General features: G+C 54.7%; 18 protein-coding genes. 13 read left to right on the top strand and 5 right to left on the bottom strand.

What is annotated here, in order from left to right:
* Window positions 1-15 precede the first annotated feature (15 nt).
* From serS to ACXAD0_RS11995, 3 genes are all read left to right on the top strand, one after another.
* Window positions 16-1,293, top strand: a complete 1,278-nt coding sequence (serS, locus tag ACXAD0_RS12005; RefSeq protein WP_475088670.1) for a serine--tRNA ligase — start codon at window positions 16-18, stop codon at window positions 1,291-1,293.
* A gap of 23 nt (window positions 1,294-1,316) precedes the next feature.
* Window positions 1,317-2,702 carry a siroheme synthase CysG gene (cysG, locus tag ACXAD0_RS12000; RefSeq protein ID WP_475088668.1) on the top strand — a complete coding sequence of 462 codons (1,386 nt, stop codon included), beginning with the start codon at window positions 1,317-1,319 and terminating at the stop codon, window positions 2,700-2,702.
* Between the two features lie 138 nt (window positions 2,703-2,840).
* The gene (locus tag ACXAD0_RS11995; protein ID WP_475088666.1) at window positions 2,841-3,104 is read left to right on the top strand and encodes a hypothetical protein; all 264 of its coding nucleotides are present in this window, start codon (window positions 2,841-2,843) and stop codon (window positions 3,102-3,104) included.
* Between the two features lie 11 nt (window positions 3,105-3,115).
* Here ACXAD0_RS11995 and ACXAD0_RS11990 read toward each other — a convergent pair whose 3' ends face one another.
* A complete protein-coding gene (locus tag ACXAD0_RS11990; RefSeq protein ID WP_475088664.1) occupies window positions 3,116-3,451 on the bottom strand; it encodes a PAS domain-containing protein in 336 nt (111 codons plus the stop codon).
* A 157-nt stretch (window positions 3,452-3,608) separates the two neighbouring features.
* Window positions 3,609-5,966 (bottom strand): penicillin acylase family protein, encoded by a 2,358-nt coding sequence (locus tag ACXAD0_RS11985; RefSeq protein ID WP_475088662.1) that lies wholly within the window; start codon window positions 5,964-5,966, stop codon window positions 3,609-3,611.
* 291 nt (window positions 5,967-6,257) lie between these two features.
* Here ACXAD0_RS11985 and ACXAD0_RS11980 point away from each other — a divergent pair, with 291 nt between their 5' ends.
* The 7 genes from ACXAD0_RS11980 to ACXAD0_RS11950 all read left to right on the top strand — a co-directional run bounded on the left by ACXAD0_RS11980 (window position 6,258) and on the right by ACXAD0_RS11950 (window position 14,619).
* Window positions 6,258-8,867 carry a TonB-dependent receptor gene (locus tag ACXAD0_RS11980; protein WP_475088661.1) on the top strand — a complete coding sequence of 870 codons (2,610 nt, stop codon included), beginning with the start codon at window positions 6,258-6,260 and terminating at the stop codon, window positions 8,865-8,867.
* A gap of 258 nt (window positions 8,868-9,125) precedes the next feature.
* Window positions 9,126-10,412 carry an ergothioneine biosynthesis protein EgtB gene (egtB, locus tag ACXAD0_RS11975; protein WP_475088659.1) on the top strand — a complete coding sequence of 429 codons (1,287 nt, stop codon included), beginning with the start codon at window positions 9,126-9,128 and terminating at the stop codon, window positions 10,410-10,412.
* Window positions 10,409-11,374 (top strand): L-histidine N(alpha)-methyltransferase, encoded by a 966-nt coding sequence (gene egtD, locus ACXAD0_RS11970; protein ID WP_475088657.1) that lies wholly within the window; start codon window positions 10,409-10,411, stop codon window positions 11,372-11,374. The genes egtB and egtD overlap by 4 nt, the downstream gene beginning before the upstream one ends.
* Window positions 11,361-11,873, top strand: coding sequence for a DUF411 domain-containing protein (locus ACXAD0_RS11965; RefSeq protein WP_475088655.1), 513 nt, complete (start codon window positions 11,361-11,363; stop codon window positions 11,871-11,873). The genes egtD and ACXAD0_RS11965 overlap by 14 nt, the downstream gene beginning before the upstream one ends.
* 118 nt (window positions 11,874-11,991) lie before the next feature.
* Window positions 11,992-12,963 (top strand): hydrolase, encoded by a 972-nt coding sequence (locus tag ACXAD0_RS11960; protein ID WP_475088653.1) that lies wholly within the window; start codon window positions 11,992-11,994, stop codon window positions 12,961-12,963.
* Window positions 12,964-13,372: 409 nt separating this feature from the next.
* On the top strand, window positions 13,373-14,218 hold the full coding sequence (locus tag ACXAD0_RS11955; RefSeq protein ID WP_475088651.1) for an enoyl-CoA hydratase/isomerase family protein: 846 nt from the start codon (window positions 13,373-13,375) through the stop codon (window positions 14,216-14,218).
* A complete protein-coding gene (locus ACXAD0_RS11950; RefSeq protein ID WP_475088649.1) occupies window positions 14,218-14,619 on the top strand; it encodes a nuclear transport factor 2 family protein in 402 nt (133 codons plus the stop codon). The genes ACXAD0_RS11955 and ACXAD0_RS11950 overlap by 1 nt, the downstream gene beginning before the upstream one ends.
* 129 nt (window positions 14,620-14,748) lie before the next feature.
* Here the strand turns inward: ACXAD0_RS11950 and ACXAD0_RS11945 are convergent, their stop codons facing one another.
* The 3 genes from ACXAD0_RS11945 to ACXAD0_RS11935 are packed head-to-tail and all read right to left on the bottom strand — an operon-like array spanning window position 14,749 to window position 16,341.
* Window positions 14,749-15,030: a hypothetical protein gene (locus ACXAD0_RS11945; RefSeq protein WP_475088647.1), complete on the bottom strand. Its 282-nt coding sequence runs from the start codon at window positions 15,028-15,030 to the stop codon at window positions 14,749-14,751.
* 19 nt (window positions 15,031-15,049) lie between these two features.
* Window positions 15,050-15,328, bottom strand: coding sequence for a hypothetical protein (locus ACXAD0_RS11940; RefSeq protein ID WP_475088646.1), 279 nt, complete (start codon window positions 15,326-15,328; stop codon window positions 15,050-15,052).
* A 2-nt stretch (window positions 15,329-15,330) separates the two neighbouring features.
* On the bottom strand, window positions 15,331-16,341 hold the full coding sequence (locus ACXAD0_RS11935; RefSeq protein WP_475088645.1) for a phage/plasmid replication protein, II/X family: 1,011 nt from the start codon (window positions 16,339-16,341) through the stop codon (window positions 15,331-15,333).
* A 145-nt stretch (window positions 16,342-16,486) separates the two neighbouring features.
* Here ACXAD0_RS11935 and ACXAD0_RS11930 point away from each other — a divergent pair, with 145 nt between their 5' ends.
* From ACXAD0_RS11930 to ACXAD0_RS11920, 3 genes are all read left to right on the top strand, one after another.
* A complete protein-coding gene (locus ACXAD0_RS11930) occupies window positions 16,487-16,933 on the top strand; it encodes a helix-turn-helix domain-containing protein (RefSeq protein ID WP_475088644.1) in 447 nt (148 codons plus the stop codon).
* 70 nt (window positions 16,934-17,003) lie between these two features.
* The gene (locus ACXAD0_RS11925; RefSeq protein WP_475088643.1) at window positions 17,004-17,309 is read left to right on the top strand and encodes a hypothetical protein; all 306 of its coding nucleotides are present in this window, start codon (window positions 17,004-17,006) and stop codon (window positions 17,307-17,309) included.
* 19 nt (window positions 17,310-17,328) lie between these two features.
* Window positions 17,329-18,198 (top strand): hypothetical protein, encoded by an 870-nt coding sequence (locus tag ACXAD0_RS11920; protein WP_475088641.1) that lies wholly within the window; start codon window positions 17,329-17,331, stop codon window positions 18,196-18,198.
* Window positions 18,199-18,248: the final 50 nt, after the last annotated feature.

Below are 18,248 nucleotides of genomic sequence, written 5' to 3'. Positions count from 1 at the left end.
GGTTAGATAGAAACAATGCTGGACCCCAAACTTCTCCGTAGCGAAATGGACCAAGTGGCCGCGGTATTGAAAAAGCGCGGTTTCGTGCTGGATACCGAACGTCTGCAGGCACTGGAAGAGCAGCGCAAGACTCTGCAGGTAAAAACGGAAACGCTCCAGAGCGAACGCAATAGCAAGTCCAAGAATATCGGACGCGCCAAAGCCCAGGGAGAGGACATTGCTCCACTACTGAAGGAAGTCGAGTCTCTCGGCGGTCAGCTCGGTGAGGCCAAGGAAGCGCTGGGTGAACTCCAGCATGAGCTTGACGGCATACTGGCAGCCATCCCCAATCTGCTGGATGAGGCGGTACCGGAAGGCGCAAGCGAAGAGGACAACGTCGAAGTTCGCCGGTGGGGCACGCCCCGCGATTTCGATTTTGCGGTGCGTGACCACGTTGATCTGGGTGCAGGTCTCGGCGGTCTGGATTTTGACGTCGCCAGCAAGATCACCGGGTCGCGTTTTGCGGTCATGACCGGGCCCGTTGCCAAGTTGCACCGCGCCCTGGCTCAATTCATGCTCGACACTCATGTTGAAGAGCATGGTTATCGGGAGGCGAATGTACCGGTTATCGTCAACGGCGATGCCCTCTATGGCACGTCCCAGCTGCCAAAGTTTTCCGAGGATTTGTTCCGTCTGGAAGACGATCGCGGGTTCTACCTGATTCCCACCGCGGAAGTGCCGGTGACCAACCTGTATAGCGATACCATCGTTGAAGATTCGGCATCGCTGCCGCACAAATTCGCCGCCCACACCACTTGTTTCCGCTCCGAAGCGGGCTCCCATGGTCGCGACACGCGCGGCATGATTCGCCAGCACCAGTTCGAAAAAGTCGAACTCGTCTGGTTTGCCCGTCCGGATCAGTCAGAGGAAGCGTTGGAGTCCCTGACCAAGCATGCGGAGACGATTCTGCAAAAGCTCGGGCTGCCATACCGCACCGTCATCTTGTGTGGCGGCGACATCGGTTTCGCGGCCAAAAAGACGTATGACATTGAGGTGTGGGTGCCGTCCCAGGACAAGTATCGGGAAATCTCTTCCTGCTCCCTGGTTGGAGACTTCCAGGCGCGTCGCATGAAGGCGCGCTGGCGCAACCCGGAGACCGGAAAGCCGGAACTTCTTCATACCCTGAATGGCTCGGGCCTGGCTGTCGGACGCACCCTGATTGCGGTGCTCGAGAATTACCAGCGCGAAGATGGCACCATCGAAGTGCCCGAGGCCTTGCGCAGCTATATGGGCGGTGCCAGCAGCATCGGTTAAAACCGCAGACATAGGAAAAGGACTTGCGTTACTTACCACTGGCATTTGATGTCGCCGGTCGGCCCTGCCTTCTCATTGGTGGTGGATCTATTGCGACTCGCAAAGCACGACTACTGGCAAAAGCCGGTGCTCAACTGCGGGTGGTTGCACCCCAGATCACGGACGAACTGCTCGGACTGGTGACCGCTTCTGGTGGTCACTACGTTGCCGAAGAGTACGATTACCGCCATTTGGCCGATGCGGATCTGGTGATTGCGGCCACTTCGGACGAGCACGTGAACGCCCGCGTTTCTGCAGAGGCGCGCGCACAGCGCCTGCCGGTCAACGTGGTCGATGCCCCCGAGCATTGCACATTCACCGTCCCGGCCATTGTCGAACGTGGCCCCATCTCTATCGGCATCAGCAGTGGTGGTGCGGCACCGGTACTGGCACGACGCATACGCTCTCAGCTGGAAGCTTTACTATCGCCGGCAGTTGGTGTGCTGGCAGAGCTGGCGGCGCGTACCAGAGACCAGGTCAAGCAGGCGCTGCCTGAAGCAAAGCGCAAGAATTTCTGGGAGTGGGTGTTTAGCGGTCCAGTCTCGGCAAACGTCGAGCGTGGTGACGTCCATGCAGCGGAACACCGGTTGCTGGAAGGACTGCACGACTGGCATGACCAGGCCTCGGACCACGGCGAGGTGTATCTGGTTGGTGGCGGGCCAGGCGACCCTGACTTGCTCACGTTCCGAGCACTGCGTCTTATGCAGCAAGCCGATGTCGTGCTTTACGATCGACTGGTCTCTGACCAGGTTCTCGAGTTAGTCCGCCGTGACGCGGATCGAATTTACGTCGGTAAAAAGAAAGAGTTTCATTCCGTTCCCCAGGATGACATTAACCAGTTACTGGTCGATCTTGCGCGCACCGGTAAAAAGGTCCTGCGCCTGAAAGGCGGCGATCCATTTATCTTTGGCAGGGGCGGAGAAGAAATTGATCGCCTCGCCGATGCGGGGATTCCGTTTCAGGTGGTCCCGGGAATCACGGCGGCCTCCGGCTGTGCGAGCTACGCGGGGATCCCGCTGACACACCGGGATCATGCGCAAAGTGTTCGGTTTATTACCGGCCACCTGAAAGAAGGGGAGTTAACCCTCCCGTGGAGCGAGATGGCGACGGAAGGCCAAACCCTGGTCTTTTATATGGGTTTGTCCGGGATCAGCACCATTTGTCGCGAACTCTCGGCGCATGGATTGCCCGCCGACACTCCCGCCGCGCTGGTGGAGAAGGGTACGACGCCGGAGCAACGTGTCGTCGTCGGTACCCTGGCGACACTCCCTGAACTGGCGGTGAGTGAGCAGGTTGCAGCGCCCGCCCTGACCATCATCGGTGGCGTTGTGAGCCTGCACAACAAACTTGCCTGGTATGGCGGAGCCTGACCGGCATCGCCTCCTGTCATCTGCGGTAAACCTTGTGCGCGGTCCAATTCGACGGATTGACCAAACGGGCGCACAGGTTTCCGGCCAACACCTTCCCGCTATCTATACTGCTAAATATGCCTGTCAGTGGTATTTAGCATGTGGTTCGCATTTGTTCGTTTTTATTGCACCGTGCTGGTGCGTGTGTTTCTGCCGGCCGAAGGCGAGATTTGCATTCCGGATCCCAACAACACCCATAGCCGTCGATACACACGGGATTACCGGGTAAAGCGAGGCTGGGTCAAAAACCTCTGGATCGGCTCGTCGGTCCTGATGCTGTGCTTTCCGTTGGCGCATATCGTACTGGTCGTCAGCCTTCTCACTGCGCTGCTTTCCTTCGCAATACTCGACGAAACGGCTTAGGCCAACCGCGTTTATTCTTGCACCAGAAACGACACGCCAAATACGCAGGGCTTGCCGTCGAGCTCCCCGGGGTACTTGCAAACACTCAGCGTGACCTTTCCACGCTCGGGATCAACAACCTCTTCATAAAACGTATGTGGTGCTCCTGCCTGAAATACCCTGGCATCATTCGACTGCAGTGATTTGGCGATCTGCTCAGGAGAGATGTCAAAGTCCGTTTTGCCCACTACGCTTTGCCCTGCATATTCCTCCATTCTCTGATTTGCGAACAAATAGGTTCCGTTCTGCTCTTTTGCCCAAAAATAAAAGGGCGCATCGACAAAAGGCGCCAGGTCACTGTAATGCATAAGAATCTCCACACTGTTTGCTTATTCACTGCGCGATAGCCAATGATGAGAACAAGAGTAGTGAAGAAATTTGCTCAGCAGTGCGGGTTCAGGAGATTTGGCAAAGAAAAAAGGCCGCACATTTTGCGGCCTTTTAATTGCGCGTTGGCATCGATTCCTAACGCAACACCAGTTTGTATCGGGTATCCCCTTCAAGCATGGGGGAGGGCGCTCCGTTCACCCAATCTTGATGCCCATTGCCAAAGAAGGGCGACAGCGGATGCGCACTCTGACCGGTGGCCATATGGAAGATGGCGTTTTCCTCGCGGCCTGGAGCAACAACCATGCGCTGAGAGGCACCAGATTTGGCAGACTGTGCACGGGGCAGGTGCGTGTCGCCGGAAAGCGGCTGTCGCGGCATCGCGGTAAACCAGTCCACAATCATCGAAGCACGACCCAGTGGGTGTTGGATATTCGCGGTATTCTGAACACCCCAGGTCTGCTCCGCGATCGGTAAGCCGCCCTCTGCCATTTTTGTCAGCACAGCATCAATGGCAGCGAGCTTGAGGGACTGCCAATCCTCAAAGTCGGGATTCAGTAGGTTTTGTGGTTCTTCTGAATGCATACGCCACATGCTGTACTCGAGTTGACGTTTCACGCCGCCGAGTTTGAATTCCGCATCGGTGCGACGCATAAACGTAATCACCGGCGCGGTAGCGAACTCGATGAACTTCAGGCGATAGTTGCGTACCATTCGGTATCCGACAGAATCCGCACTGGCACGGGCACCCCAGTTCTCCAGGAGAGTACGCGCCTCGGCGTATTCTTCCCGGTCAGCCAATACAGCCAACAGTTGTTGCTGCCAGCGCTGCAGGAAAATTGCCCGATCATCCAGCTGGATGTCGAGCAGGTCCTGTTCGGAAAATTGATCCTTCGCGATCAGCGCATCACGGATCTGTTGCTGCCTTGCTCCGAGCGCGTACCCGTGGTCGCCCATCAGCGCGAGGGCGTCACCATCCATTACCCTGGCGTTAGCCGTCCAGATCCGATGTCCAGGTGGGTTGTATACCCGCGGCTGATCTTCCCGCCCGTAATAGCCATCCCATGACCGCGAGCCATCCGCCCACGAGACTGAATAGCTTCCATCAAATCCAACCCGACGGGGAATGGCGCCGCCAACGGTCCAGCCGATGTTGCCTTCGCTGTCACCCACAACAAGATTTTGATGGGGGATTCCCAGGCTGGCACCCAGGTCGAGCGCTTCGGAGGCCGTCTCTACGGTTTCCATTTCCAGGAGATTGAGGTTGCCGCCTTCAATATCGTGGGCGACCCAGCGATAGGCCGTCGGTGTACCGTGGTGATCGGTGCCGATCACCGGTCCCCAGATCGTTTTGCGGACCTCGAGTATCTGGCTGTCCTGTCCTTTCACCTCAATGGTTTCAGGCTCAATTTCAAACGCCTGCCAGCCTTGGGGAGTTCTATATTGAGTACCGTCGTCATTGAGCTCCAGAGGAATCAGGTCACCCCAGTCACCGCCCGTATTGGTAAAGCCCCAGGCCACCAGTCCGTTGGTTCCAACAACGGCGATAGGGCCGCCTGGCAGTGTAGCGGCACGCATATGGCGCTCGGTCCCCGGGATTCGCCAGCCGGCCCGGTACCAGATATTGGGAACGTCGAGTTTCAAGTGCATGTCGTCGGCCAGAATCGCACCGCCGTGGCTCGTCAGGGCACCGCCAACTACCCAGTTATTACTGCCGGCAATCTGATCTTCGCTCTTGACCGGCTGATACGCGATGGGCTCATCAGCGTTCAACAAAGCCGCAATATTCGTCTCTGGCAGCACGACCGGATCCCGCACGCTCCCAATCAGGGGCGCATCCCATTCACCGCCCTCTGGAAAGAAAAATGCGTATAAGTCCGCGGGCAACAGTTCCGCGAGCGCGGTATCGCGGCGTTCGAAACTGGCGGTACGGCTCTGCAAGCTCAGATACATGCTGAATACAGCCAACATACTGTCGGCCGCCTGCCAGGGCGCCGGCTCCTGTCCAAGCAGGTAATACTCCCAGGGCTTTGCGCCCAGGTGCTCGAGGCCGTAGTTCACACCCATTACATAATGATCGAGTAACTGGCGGTGTGCTGGGGGCAGGGTGGCGACATTGCGTTCCGCGCGTTGACGGAACTGGTGTCGACGGACGTCCCGATCGTGCTCGAGCGCCGCGCTGCCCACCAGCGCCGATAGCTCACCCGCCGAATTTCGCCTGAGCAGATCCATCTGGAAGAACCGCTCCTGCGCGTGCAGGAAGCCCAGGGCGAACGCTGAGCTGTTGCGATCGCTCGACTCAATCAGGGGAACCCCCTGTTGATCCCGGTCAATTGAGGCCGGGGCGGCCAATAGCTGCGTATCCAGTAGCCCCTCGAGTGTCGGAAGCGATTGCCGCAACCACATCCAAAGCGCCAGTGCGATTGCCGAGGCGAGCACCACGATGCCGAGCGCGGCTTTTATCAGGAATGCGCGTCCGAAAAAGGTGTAGGTCATGAATCGCTCCGCGATTGGTTATTTTGCGTACAGGCGTAGTCTATCAACGAGCTGGCACTCAAATTGGTTACTCTAGGACATGCGGTAGTCACAAATATCGCTTTTCTGTAGCATTCGATGCCATTAGAGTCCGCAATTAATGATTACATCCCTTTTAGAACTGACTAGTCACTAGAAAATAGTCACTGAAGGGTTCCAAATTGGGCGGGTTGGGGCGTAACATGGCACCCCAGAGAGATAATAAGACCTCATCCGCACACATTTAATAACAACAACTGCGAGGAAGCGTTGATGCAAGCTGCCGATCAGTCCGGAATTAACCGGAATTTCCGTCTTTCCCTTTTGTCGCAGGCGATCGCCTTCACCACTGTTTTCAGCGGTGGCGCGTTTGCTGCAGAAATTGAGGAAGTTGTCGTAACTGCTCAGAAGCGGGCCGAAAACCTGCAAGAAGTGCCTATTGCAATCTCCGCGTTCAGCGGCGAAGCCATGCAAGAAATGGGCGTTGAGAATCTGACCGACCTGGGTAAATTCACCCCGGGCGTTGAGATGCACAACGATAACCCCATGCAGCCGACTTACAGTGTTCGTGGCGTTCAGACCAGTGACTTTACTGTAGGTTCTGACCCGGCCGTAGCGGTATACGTTGATGGCGTATACAACGGTCGTGGCGCCGGCGCGGAAGTTCCGCTGGCCGATATCGAGCGTGTTGAAATCCTGAAGGGCCCGCAGGGCACTCTGTTCGGACGCAACGCGACCGGTGGTGCTATCCACATCATCACCAAAGAGCCGCAGACAGACGACACCACCGAACTGAACTTTACTGCCGGTAACTACGGTCGTCAGTCTTCTGACCTGATCGTTAACCGCCAGCTGGCTGAAAATCTCTACGGCCGCTTTTCCGCTTCCACCAACCGCCGCGATGCGTGGGCGGAGAACCTGGGTGCAGGATTCAACGTGGGCGACCAGGACACCCAGTCTTTCCGCGGAGCACTGGCGTGGGAACCGACCGACGACACCACCGTTGTCTGGCGTGCCGAGTACGGCATTATGGATCAGGGTAGCGCGCTGCGTACCTCCATCGTGCCGAGCCTGAAAGGCGATTCCGATATTTTCGGTGATTACTCACTGGACGGTGAAACTATCGAAGATCGTGAATCCTGGGGCACCTCTATCAAGGTCACCAGCGAATTCGACGCGTTCACTTTTACTTCTATCACCGCTTACCGTGGCTTCGATGCTGACTTCTACCAGGACGAAGACGGTACTGCGAACCCGGACTACCAGTTCCACTCTGCCAACCTTACTGACCAGACCCAGTTCTCCCAGGAGTTCCGTCTGAACGGTGCGACCGACACACTGAAGTGGACCCTTGGTGCTTCTTACTCTCAAGAAGAACTCGAGCACCTGACCGTAGCTGACTTCACTTCCGGTTCTCTCGAGTCCTTTGCTGTATTTGAAGGTATCAAAGCGGCATACGCTGGCGCAGACCTGAGCACTACCGAGCTCGAAGAGCTGGCAGTTCAACAGCGCGGCCTGATGCAAATGGCTGGCGTCGAGGGCCTGGCTGTTTCTACCTTCATCACCGATCTGCTGGTGAGCTCCGGTCAGGCTGACGGCCTGCTGGCAATGCTCGGCGCTCCGGCCGGTGTTACTGCTTCTATGCTGGACCGCCAGCAGCTGGCTGCCCAGTTGATGGCCGGCATCCAGCCATGGGTTCAGGCTGATACCCCATGGGGTGAAGACGTATTCAACACCGGCGACTATCGCTCCGCCGCTGTTTACGGTGATTTCACCTGGAGCCTGACCGACAAGATGGATCTGACCGTCGGTGCGCGTTACACCCAGGACGACAAAGACTTCACCATCCAGACCCAGTACAAGAACCAGCTCCCGCTGGCCCTGACCGGTGGCAACATCGATCTGTACGCGGTTGACGGCGAAGGTAACCAGATTGTTGATCCGGCGACTGGCCAGCGAATCCTGGTAGGCGCTCTGCCTCTGCCGCCTCTGCCGGCCGGTACTCTGCCGCCGCAGGTTTTCGGCCTGGCGTTCTACAACAACGGTTCCCCGGTTCTGGATTCCAAGCTGTCTGACAGCTGGAGCGACGTATCCGGTCGTATCGTTCTGGACTACCGCTGGACTGACGACGTAATGACCTTCGTCTCTCTGGCTGACGGCTTCAAGGCCGGCGGTTTCAACAGCCTGAACTTTGGCCCGAACGTAGAACCGTCTTTCGACCAGGAAGACGTAGTGAACTTCGAAGTGGGCGTTAAGAGCAGCCTGTTCGACAACGCTGTGCGTCTGAACGCTTCTGTCTACGCGTACCAGTACGACAACCTGCAGGAACTCGACCTGGTTGGTACTCCGATCCCGAGCTACAACCTGCGTAACGCAGATGCGGAAGGTCAGGGTGCTGAAGTTGAATTCCAGTGGGCGGCGACCGATAACCTGTTTATCGGCGGTAACTACTCCTACCTGGATACCGAGTACACGCGCTACCAGCACATCGAAGCGATCGGCGAAACGCCGGAAGACGTCGCTGACCGCATTGGCCAGGCCCGTGTCTCCACGCCTGAGAACAAGCTCAACCTGATGGCCGAATACAGCTTGCCGCTGGATTCCGGTGCTGAAGTTGTCCTGCGTGCGGACTACAACTGGACCGACGAGCGTATTGGTGACGCTGCAAACCGCGATCGCATCATCGAGGACTACCAGCTGGTCAACCTGCGTGCAGGCTGGAACAGCCCGTCCAACACCTATTCTGCGGCCCTGTGGGTGCAGAACGCTGCTGACGAAGAAATCGCCGGTGGCTTCGGTGGTACCGGTGCTGCGATCGGTGCAAGCCCGGGCTGGCGCTTTATGCCGCGTATGTTCGGTGCGGACATGACCGTTCGCTTCTAAATCCGATTCTTATCGGACGAAAAAAGACCGGCTTATGCCGGTCTTTTTTTTGCCTGCCTTTCCCTGATGCTTCTACATGAAGTATCCGACGCCAATTATTCTGAACGTATCGGCATTTTCATCGGATTGGGCGTGAAAACGCGTATGATCGTTGAAACAGGTGATTTTCTATGCACGTCGAAGTCCCGTGCAATGGAAGGAACCCAGCCCACAGTAGTGGCAACCGAGTAGTGACAACCGAATCATCACGGCGTTTGCATGACATTTGTGGAATCCGATGTACGCTTCGAGCAGCAATCGACACTATTGCATCACTATTTGCGTGTCCGTGCTGCCACAGAATCCCTTGTTGATCCGCTATCCCCAGAGGATATGCAGTTACAGTCCATGCCGGATGCGAGTCCCACAAAATGGCACCTCGCTCACACTTCCTGGTTTTTTGAAACGTTCATCCTGATACCTACTGTTCGCGGGTATCGCTGTTTCAATCCGCATTATCATCACTTGTTCAACTCCTACTACAACAGCCTGGGTAAACCCTTTTCCAGGCCAAATAGAGGCATGCTCTCCCGGCCAAGTCTCGATGAGGTCTTCGCCTATCGCCGCCATGTCGATAACGCCATGGAAGCCTTCATCACGGACGACGCCATGGAGCCCGAGTTGGCAGGCGTGATCGTGCTGGGTCTGAACCACGAGCAGCAGCACCAGGAGTTGATCCTCACCGATATCAAGCACGCGCTGTCGATCAATCCTCTTGGCCCTGAATATACCGATACTCTGTCGGATGACAGGGCCGCACCAAATACACCCCTTCGCTGGTTACAGGTTGCGGAAGGGGAGTACGGGATTGGCAACGACAGCAACGGTTTCAGTTTTGATAACGAAAGTCCGGCGCATCGGTACCACATACCGGGTTTTGAGATTGCTTCACGTCTCACGACCAATGCCGAATACCTCGAGTTTATTGAAGATGGCGGCTACTCGGAGCCGCGACTCTGGCTGTCCGACGGTTGGGCCCATCTACAGGCGAGTCAGTGCAAACATCCTCTGTATTGGTCGCACGAACACGGGATATGGCAAGAGTTTACTCTGGCAGGACACCAGCCCCTCGATCCCACAGCGCCGGTATGCCACCTGAATTTTTACGAGGCTGACGCTTTTGCTACCTGGTGTAACCGGCGTTTGCCCACCGAGTTCGAGTGGGAAGTTGCCGCTTGTCAGTTTCACCAACCGAGAGAACTGGCGGATGCCAATACGCTGGAAAAACAAAACTTCCACCCTTCCGCGCCGCCTGCAGGGAACTTTCAGTTCCTCGGTGATGTTTGGGAATGGACGTCCAGCGCCTATTTGCCATACCCGGGGTTCAGGGCCAGTAAAGATGCCGTTGGCGAGTACAACGGCAAATTTATGTGCAACCAAAAGGTATTACGCGGTGGCTCGTGCATAACACCGGCTGATCATATCCGCATGACGTATCGCAACTTTTTCTATCCACATCAGGCCTGGCAATTCAGCGGGGTTCGTTTGGCAGGAGATCTCGTATGAATATGGCCGCTGTTTCACCAGTGTCGGAGTCTGAGATCGATCGGGAATTTCTTGCAGACGTGCTCGCGGGGCTGAACGCGACGTCAAAGACACTGCCTTGCAAGTATCTCTATGATGAAGCGGGCTCACAGATTTTCGAGCAAATTTGCGAGCTGGATGATTACTACCTGACGCGGACTGAGGCCGCGATTTTTGATTGTCATCTGAGCGATATGGCGGCACAGGTAGGCCCGCAGGCCACGTTGATAGAACCCGGCGCCGGTAACTGCAGCAAGGCGGAACCGTTACTGCACGCGCTTGAATTGCCGCACACCTATATTCCTATCGATATTTCACCGGAAATCTTGCTGTCAGCGCGTGGTCGACTGGAGCAACGCTTGCCGCAGCTTCAGGTGAGTGAGCGGGTAGGGGACTTTACTCAAGCGAAAGAATGGGGGGTACTGCCGTCCAGCGTGCCTGGCCGCAAAGTGATTTTTTTCCCTGGCTCGACCATCGGCAACTTTGAACCGGACGACGCCCGCGGCTTGCTGACAACGTTCCGCCAACAACTGCATGCCGGAGACGGACTCATCATTGGCACGGATCTGGTGAAGGATCCCGTGGTGCTCGAGCGCGCTTACAATGATAGCGACCACGTGACGGCGCGATTTAACAAGAACCTGTTGGAACGGATCAATCGAGAGCTTGCGGCTAATTTCCAGACGCAATTGTTTGCACATCGATCCTTTTTCCATCCCATTCGGCAACGAGTGGAAATGCACCTGGTCAGCCTGACAGAACAGAACGTCATAATTGCTGGAGAGCAGGTATCCTTTGCAGAAGGGGAAACCATTCACACAGAAAACAGCCACAAATATACCGTTGAGGGGTTTTCGCAGTTGCTGGAAGAGTCCGGCTTCCAGCCGGTCTCACGATGGACAGATCCTCAGAAACACTACGCGATTCACTATGCCGAATGCTAATTATCGAATCTGGGGTCTCATAGCGGCCCTGATCCTGGGCTTTCTCTCCGCTGGTACGCACGCATCGGAAGACGCGGTTCGCGATATCTCACTGACCGTGCACAAGCATCGGTTTTGCTTCTGCTGCAAGGACTGGATGGATCATCTGGAAGAGTCCGGATTCTCGACCATCACGCTGAACCAAAGCACCAAGGAAATGAGTCAATTCAAGGGCAGCTGGGGTATCCCAGATGGCCTCCATGGATGCCACACGGGTGTCTGGAATAACGAGTACGTGTTTGAAGGCCATGTTCCCGCACGATTGATCAGGCAGTTTTTGTCCAATCCGCCGGAGGGCGCCATTGGACTGACGGTCCCCGGAATGCCAGAGGGCAGCCCCGGTATGTACAAGGGAAAGAACTTCAAGCCCTATCAGGTGTACCTGTTACTCAAGGGCGGTGACTACCGGCTTTACGCAACGGTTGATCGTCCGGAAAACGCTGCGGCACAGTCGGAATAGTTGCCCGGCGTCGCCAGCGCGCCAACCTTCAGAACCACTTTGGGATTGGCCGCAATTTCGGTGTTCTCTCCTGCAGAAAACGCGTAAAGTAGCGCGCGAATGCGTTTGGACCCGTCTCATGACCAGTCAGTTTTACCCCGCGCGCGGACTCAGCAACTGCCACTTACAGACCCTGTTTCCAAGATTCAACCGTCCCAATCCCTGGGTCGAAACCCAATGTCAATGGTTTGCCACCCCGGATGGTGATCGGCTCGCGCTGCATACACCGAAACCACTAACCGATGACCCTGATCGCCCGATTGTACTGATCCTGCATGGACTGGAAGGATCAGTGGAATCGGCTTACGTACAGGGCGTGATGAGCGCTTTATTGCAGGCCAGATTCCAGCCCGCCGTGATGCATTTTCGCGGGTGTGGCGGCATACCCAATCTGCTGCCCCGCGCATATCACAGTGGCGATTCCGAGGATCCTCGCTGGCTAGCCCAACAGCTGACAACCCGGTTCCCGGCAACTAAATTGCTGGGAGTAGGGTACTCATTGGGGGGGAACGTCCTACTCAAATGGCTGGGCGAAGATGGGACAGCCAGCCCGTTAAGCGGCGCAGTTTCGGTCTCAGCACCACTTGATCTACATGCCTGCAGCCGACGCATTGGCCAGGGTCTGTCACGGATCTACCAGCGACATTTACTCAATAGCCTGCGTGATAGCCTACGCCGTAAATCTATCGATCCGAAGCTGGCGGAGGCGCTGCCAGATCTATCGGACAACGGGCTATTCCGTGATTTCAGAGTCTTCGACGATTCATTTACCGCGCCCTTGCATGGTTATCGGGACGTTATCGACTATTACAATCGCGCCTCAAGTAAACCGCTGCTCAATCAGATCGCGCGACCCACGACAATTATCCACGCGCTCGATGACCCATTCATTTGCCAGACGGCGGTGCCATCGATCGATGAAGTCAGTGATCAGGTCTCACTCGAAGTGAGTGAACGCGGTGGGCATGTAGGATTTGTTTCTGGGGCTTTTTGGCGCCCGGAATATTGGCTCGAATCACGGATTCCCGCCATTCTTGAAGCTTATCGCTGAGTGCGCTGTGTCCCGCTAAAACTACGATGACGCATCGCTTGTATCGCTGTTGGCTCAGCGCACTTAAACGGTATAGCGATACACACTGTCCCGATCATTGCGCCTGGCCTGCCGTACACCATGTCGAAGCGCGTCGTTTGCGCTAGAGCCTTCAGCGGCTAGGTCAGAGCCTTCCGCGGTTAGGTCAGCGGTGTAGGCGAAGCGCAGTTTACAACATACCAATCTCCAAACCTCCTAACGCCAACGTCCTGAGACCGGGAATAGGGCACGTCTACATGTTTCATTCCAAATAATTATATAAAAAACGCCTCCCACCCCTTCGCCTCGAATCCACAGATATACACTCAACCCATCCACGCACAGGCGCCGCACATCAGGCGCCGCACCATTGGGTTAAGGGGCAAACAACATGGCGTACGAAGGGTTTCAAACATTTTCTGTCGAAGTAAAAAATGCCGTGGCCTGGGTCACATTCGATTTTCCACCGGTTAACGTGCAGGGCCAGCAAATGCTGGCGGACCTCAATGTACTTGCCTTTCGGCTGGAGAATGATCGCGGCGTAAAAGTCGTTGTATTCCAATCGGCCAATCCCGACATCTGGGTGTGTCACTACGACACGGATTTACTGAAGGAAATGCCGACCGAGGCGATCGCGCGGGATGAGGCCGAAGTGCTTGACTTGCAAGCCGTCTGCGAGCGCATGAGCAAAGTACCCCAGGCCACCATTGCCAAGCTGGAGGGAATGGCGAGGGGAGGCGGCCATGAATTCGCCCTCGCCCTCGATATGCGTTTTGCGGCCCGGGGCAAATACACCATGATGCAGATGGAAGTCGCAATGGGTATCTTGCCCTGTGGCGGCGGCGCGTCGCGCATGGCGCGCCAGGCAGGCCTGGGGCGCGCCTTGGAGATCTGCCTCAGTGCGAGAGACTTCGACGCCGATGAAGCCGAAGCCTACGGCACCATCAACAAGGCCCTGGACCCGGAAGAAATCGGGCCATATGTCGAAAATCTGGCAAACCGGATTGCGTTGTGGCCCGCACATTCGATCAATGCGACCAAAAAGATGGTGTACGAGTCAATCGACAGGCCCATCGTCGACGCCCTCAAAGCCGAGGCTTACTGGCTTTATCAGGCCACCAGCCATACTCCCGCGGTCAAGCGTTTCCAGTGGGCGAATGATGAAGGCGCCCAGTTTGACCTTGAGAACCAGAAAAACTGGGAGCAACTGGTGGTGAAAGTACAGGACGTCAACTAATGGGCCTGGAGGACAACCAACGCGTAGTGGAGGCGTTTTGGCGCTGCTTCTCAGAAGCGGACAAACAAGGCGCGCTGGCCCTCCTGCATGAAGAAGTGAACTGGCGCGCAATGGGTCAACAGGGAGGATTGCCGATCTCCGGAGAGATGGATCGGGAAGGCATACTGCAACTGATGCAGTCTGTACGTGACAGTTCGAAGAACGGGCTCGTGTTCACGATGCAAGGATGGACCCTCCAGGGAGACCGGGTGGCAGTCGAGATGGAGGGTCTCGCAGAGATGCAGGACGGCCAGACCTATAACAATCTTTATCATTTCCTGATGATCGTACGTGATGGGAAGATCCACACGCTGCGTGAATACGGTGATACCGATCAGGTTCGACGGGTGTTTCTGGACTGATACCAGCCCATGCAGGACTAGTGAGGATGGCTAACGAGGGATACCCAGGAGGAGATAGCGATATATCACCAAATACCCAATTTAACATAATCTATATTATGCGAACTGAGTATTGGTGCAGGGTGGTTATCAATGTGTGCTCAGTGCGCATGGCGCAGCTTGCGCCTGCGCCTCTATGCGCACCTGTGCAGGAACCTCTATTGGTGAAATCTGGAGCTGATCAAGGCGATAAATCTCTATTTCATCAGTACCAGGCTCATCGGCCAAGCCAACTTCCGGACTGCCGACCTCATTGAGAATTACTGCGACCACCCTCTTGATGCCTATCTTGGCATGCATCGGGGTGATCGGCTTGATATGTGTAAAGTGAAACGAGCGAGTGAGCAAATCCTGTAACTGCTGATTAGACATCCTATCCATGCTTAAGCCCTCAGATTATGGGTTGGCCAGTTAGTGCGGTGTATCGATGAAACTTGTACTCGTAGTTGACGTATAGCGAGACTGCTACCGAAGCTTTCTTGCCGACAAGATCTTGCCAATCAGCCTGAACCCCAGAATCGAGCTGCACGCTGGTTAGCTTGATCTCAAAGTTCTGAGCCTGAGTATCTGGCTCAAGAACCAGAACGGCTTGCTTAACAGTCTTCTTGGTGCGCTTGTCGGTGTAGCTATCGTCCAGAATCTTGCGAACCTCTCCTGTGATAGTCAGCATGATCAGGCCACCCGAATCTCGTCCCAGTGACGAACAGGCTCGGCAACCTTGATAGCTCGCTTCTGAAGTGGAATAACGTTGATCATCTGGAGGTCTGCGCGCTTGAAACCTGCAGCCTTCAAGTGGTGAATGTGTCGATACCAAGAAGCCTTGGTGAAGGTCTCCTTAGCTTGCTCATAGCCGGTCATACGAATGCGAACATAGCAATCATATGCAGCTTTAGCTTGCCCCTCGGTGGGCGCAACTTGCGATAGCTTCTCTAAAACAGTGCTCATATCTGTCACCTCAATGTCACTAAAATAATCACTAAAATAGGCGTCATGTAGCTTCAATAAATAGTCCGGAGTTAACTGGTACCAATGGATGTTATGACGCTCTCTAAGCCTGCGAATCAAATGTCTGGCTAAGGTGTGTTCTGCACGTAAAAGTCTCTGTGACTTGGCTAGCTGATCTTCTGTGTAATCTGCCCTCCCCGCGCGCTTACAGCGCTTTGCGTCCTGGCCCTTTAAGTAAATCTTGCCACGCTGCAAGCTAGAACCCTTGCCGATATAGAATCCCTGGGACTCAAATGAATGCTTCTGGCGACTCTCTGGAGACTGCTTTAGATATGCCAAAGCCTGACGAGCTTCTGCTTCAGATTGCATCAAGTAGTTACGAGTAACGTCGATACGAGAACAGCTCCAAAACTCGAGCGGTGGTAAACCTGGGAGCTTTAGGTAATCGCGAGCAAAAGCAATCATCTTGGCCGCGCAGTAACGGATATCCAAAGCACCAAAGACATTGTTAGGTAAACCGACCCGAGCGGGACTGCCCTGAATGTGAAACTCGCCCCCTACCCTGAAGCAGACCTGGTGGGTATCTGATCGGACGGACTCCCATGCGAAAGTCTGCCAGTCGACTTCGCCAGACAGGGCATTGACCTTAAAGATCATAGAGTTGAGGGACTGGAGCTGACGAACAACAGGCTCAGGTAGATGACACAGGTCGATCTTGAGCGTCAGCCAGTCGATCATACCGGCGTGCTCAAACTCCTTCGACGTGTCAAAAAGAGCGAGTTCCACTTGAGACCAAAACCCTGTCAATATGCCTAGAGGGTAGTTTTTACCACCCCTACAGGGCACTATCAACCCTACAGGGCACAAACAGGGGATTAGAATCATGCTTACAGGGTATATAGTGGAGCTAAAAATGTCCTTCGGGGAAAATCTTAAGAGGCTTAGAAGGGATAAAGGGTGGACTCAGGCGCAGCTAGCAAAGGCTGCAGACCTAAAAACAACCCATATACCAAAGCTCGAGAACGAGACGGCAGACCCCAAGCTGTCGAGCATCTACAAACTAGTTAACGCTCTAGGGTGCTCAGCAGATACGTTGCTAATGGATCCAAATAAGACAGGCATAGATGCCGTGCTTAAGGCATCAGTCGAGCGAGTGATGCAACTGCCTGAAAACAATAAGCGGGTGCTTATCGATGTGATCGACAAGTATTGTATCGCGACAGGGCTGGAACAGGCCTTCACCGATGAAAACAAAACATGGCCGAATGTCAGGGTATGGACTGAGGGGCCGGCCCCTGCTCTCCCACCTGAAGAAGACAAAGAAACCTAAGAGTCTCACCCATGAGACTAAGTACCGGTGATACATACACCGGTACGAAATCCATAAGTATCGAGTAGCTATGCAAGTTCTGGAAACAGCTTATCACCACATCATTACTAGCAGACAAACGCCTCCCGACTGGGCATGCATAGGGAAGTGCAGGCGAGTATGGTGGAATGAAGACTTAGAAACCATAACAGCAGCTACACAGGTAAAATGTTGTGGCTGTGAAGGAAAGCTAGTCAAAGCATTGAAGAGTCACTATAGCATCCTTGAGCACGACAACCGCTCACAGATAATCATAGGCAATGGAACAGTAGGCTATATGAGCAAAGTAAAATCTGAGTTCATAGAAAAAGCTAAGAATGAATGGGCAAAGGCCTGAATAACCAAAAGGGAAAGGGATGGAAGAAGAAGTCATAGAAGATATCGAGGCTCTACGGCAGCGCTTAGAAGAAGAGCTTGCGGAAATAGAGAGAAAAAGGGCAGAGCTGGAAGGCATCATCAGGAAGGCGTCTACAGATCAAGAATCCATTGCCACTTCCAGTGAGGAGAGCCAAACCTGGAAATACTCGATTGAAGAAATACTCAAAGAGGTAGAGCATTATCGAGACAATGCGCAAGGTGCATATACTACAGCCTCCGACAACCTAAGAGACTGGGAAAACCTAAGTGACTCTCTGGAAGCTCAGGAATCTAACTACATAGATCTAGTCGAGAGAACAAGGGATAGAGAAGCACAAATCGAAGCATTGCTTCCTGGGGCGACTAGTGCAGGGCTTGCAAGCGCCTTCAAAGATCGCAAAGAGTCATTCAAGACCCCTATTCAGGTCTGGGGAGTCACCTTCGTTGTAGCAATGATACTTCTCATGGTCGTAGCTCACATGGACCCAATAACAATGGAGTTGGCTGAAAAAAACACAAGCTTAAGCTCATATCTCCTTGGGCGCCTCCCCTTTGCTGCACCGATAATATGGATGGCAATATACGCAGGAATCCGACATAGCCAAGCCTTGAGATTAGAAGAGGACTATGCACATAAAGAAGCAATCTCAAAATCATTTGAAGGCTACAAAACACAACTAATGGCAATGGAAAGCGACTCTTCTAGTAAAGATGGAACGCTCAACTTAATCGATCGAACCTTAGCTGCCATCGCCATGCATCCCGGACGAATATATAGCCCCAAACATGACAGCATCTCACCAACGAGTACTCTTCTCGGCTTCCTACCAAGAAGGCGGAAAGACAGTGACAGTGAAGATGTTAACTAGGGGGCTCCGCCCCCTCCTACCCTTCGGGTACCCCCCGGCGGCCTGTCTGG

The organism is Microbulbifer sp. ABF4_148, assembly GCF_056158985.1.
The sequence above is the reverse complement of the archived record's forward strand: the minus strand, read 5'-3'. Positions and strand labels throughout refer to the sequence as shown.

Bases quoted from the DNA above. Each gene is read 5' to 3' on its own strand.
- ACXAD0_RS11960 (WP_475088653.1), top strand. From the start codon at position 11,992: ATGACCAGTCAGTTTTACCCCGCGCGCGGACTCAGCAACTGCCACTTA.
- ACXAD0_RS11995 (WP_475088666.1), top strand. From the start codon at position 2,841: ATGTGGTTCGCATTTGTTCGTTTTTATTGCACCGTGCTGGTGCGTGTG.
- ACXAD0_RS11930 (WP_475088644.1), top strand. From the start codon at position 16,487: ATGCTTACAGGGTATATAGTGGAGCTAAAAATGTCCTTCGGGGAAAAT.
- ACXAD0_RS11920 (WP_475088641.1), top strand. From the start codon at position 17,329: ATGGAAGAAGAAGTCATAGAAGATATCGAGGCTCTACGGCAGCGCTTA.
- ACXAD0_RS11950 (WP_475088649.1), top strand. From the start codon at position 14,218: ATGGGCCTGGAGGACAACCAACGCGTAGTGGAGGCGTTTTGGCGCTGC.
- ACXAD0_RS11955 (WP_475088651.1), top strand. From the start codon at position 13,373: ATGGCGTACGAAGGGTTTCAAACATTTTCTGTCGAAGTAAAAAATGCC.
- ACXAD0_RS11945 (WP_475088647.1), bottom strand. From the start codon at position 15,030: ATGTCTAATCAGCAGTTACAGGATTTGCTCACTCGCTCGTTTCACTTT.
- serS (WP_475088670.1), top strand. From the start codon at position 16: ATGCTGGACCCCAAACTTCTCCGTAGCGAAATGGACCAAGTGGCCGCG.
- ACXAD0_RS11980 (WP_475088661.1), top strand. From the start codon at position 6,258: ATGCAAGCTGCCGATCAGTCCGGAATTAACCGGAATTTCCGTCTTTCC.
- ACXAD0_RS11940 (WP_475088646.1), bottom strand. From the start codon at position 15,328: ATGCTGACTATCACAGGAGAGGTTCGCAAGATTCTGGACGATAGCTAC.
- ACXAD0_RS11935 (WP_475088645.1), bottom strand. From the start codon at position 16,341: ATGATCGACTGGCTGACGCTCAAGATCGACCTGTGTCATCTACCTGAG.
- ACXAD0_RS11965 (WP_475088655.1), top strand. From the start codon at position 11,361: ATGCCGAATGCTAATTATCGAATCTGGGGTCTCATAGCGGCCCTGATC.
- egtB (WP_475088659.1), top strand. From the start codon at position 9,126: ATGACATTTGTGGAATCCGATGTACGCTTCGAGCAGCAATCGACACTA.
- ACXAD0_RS11925 (WP_475088643.1), top strand. From the start codon at position 17,004: ATGCAAGTTCTGGAAACAGCTTATCACCACATCATTACTAGCAGACAA.
- ACXAD0_RS11990 (WP_475088664.1), bottom strand. From the start codon at position 3,451: ATGCATTACAGTGACCTGGCGCCTTTTGTCGATGCGCCCTTTTATTTT.
- ACXAD0_RS11985 (WP_475088662.1), bottom strand. From the start codon at position 5,966: ATGACCTACACCTTTTTCGGACGCGCATTCCTGATAAAAGCCGCGCTC.
- egtD (WP_475088657.1), top strand. From the start codon at position 10,409: ATGAATATGGCCGCTGTTTCACCAGTGTCGGAGTCTGAGATCGATCGG.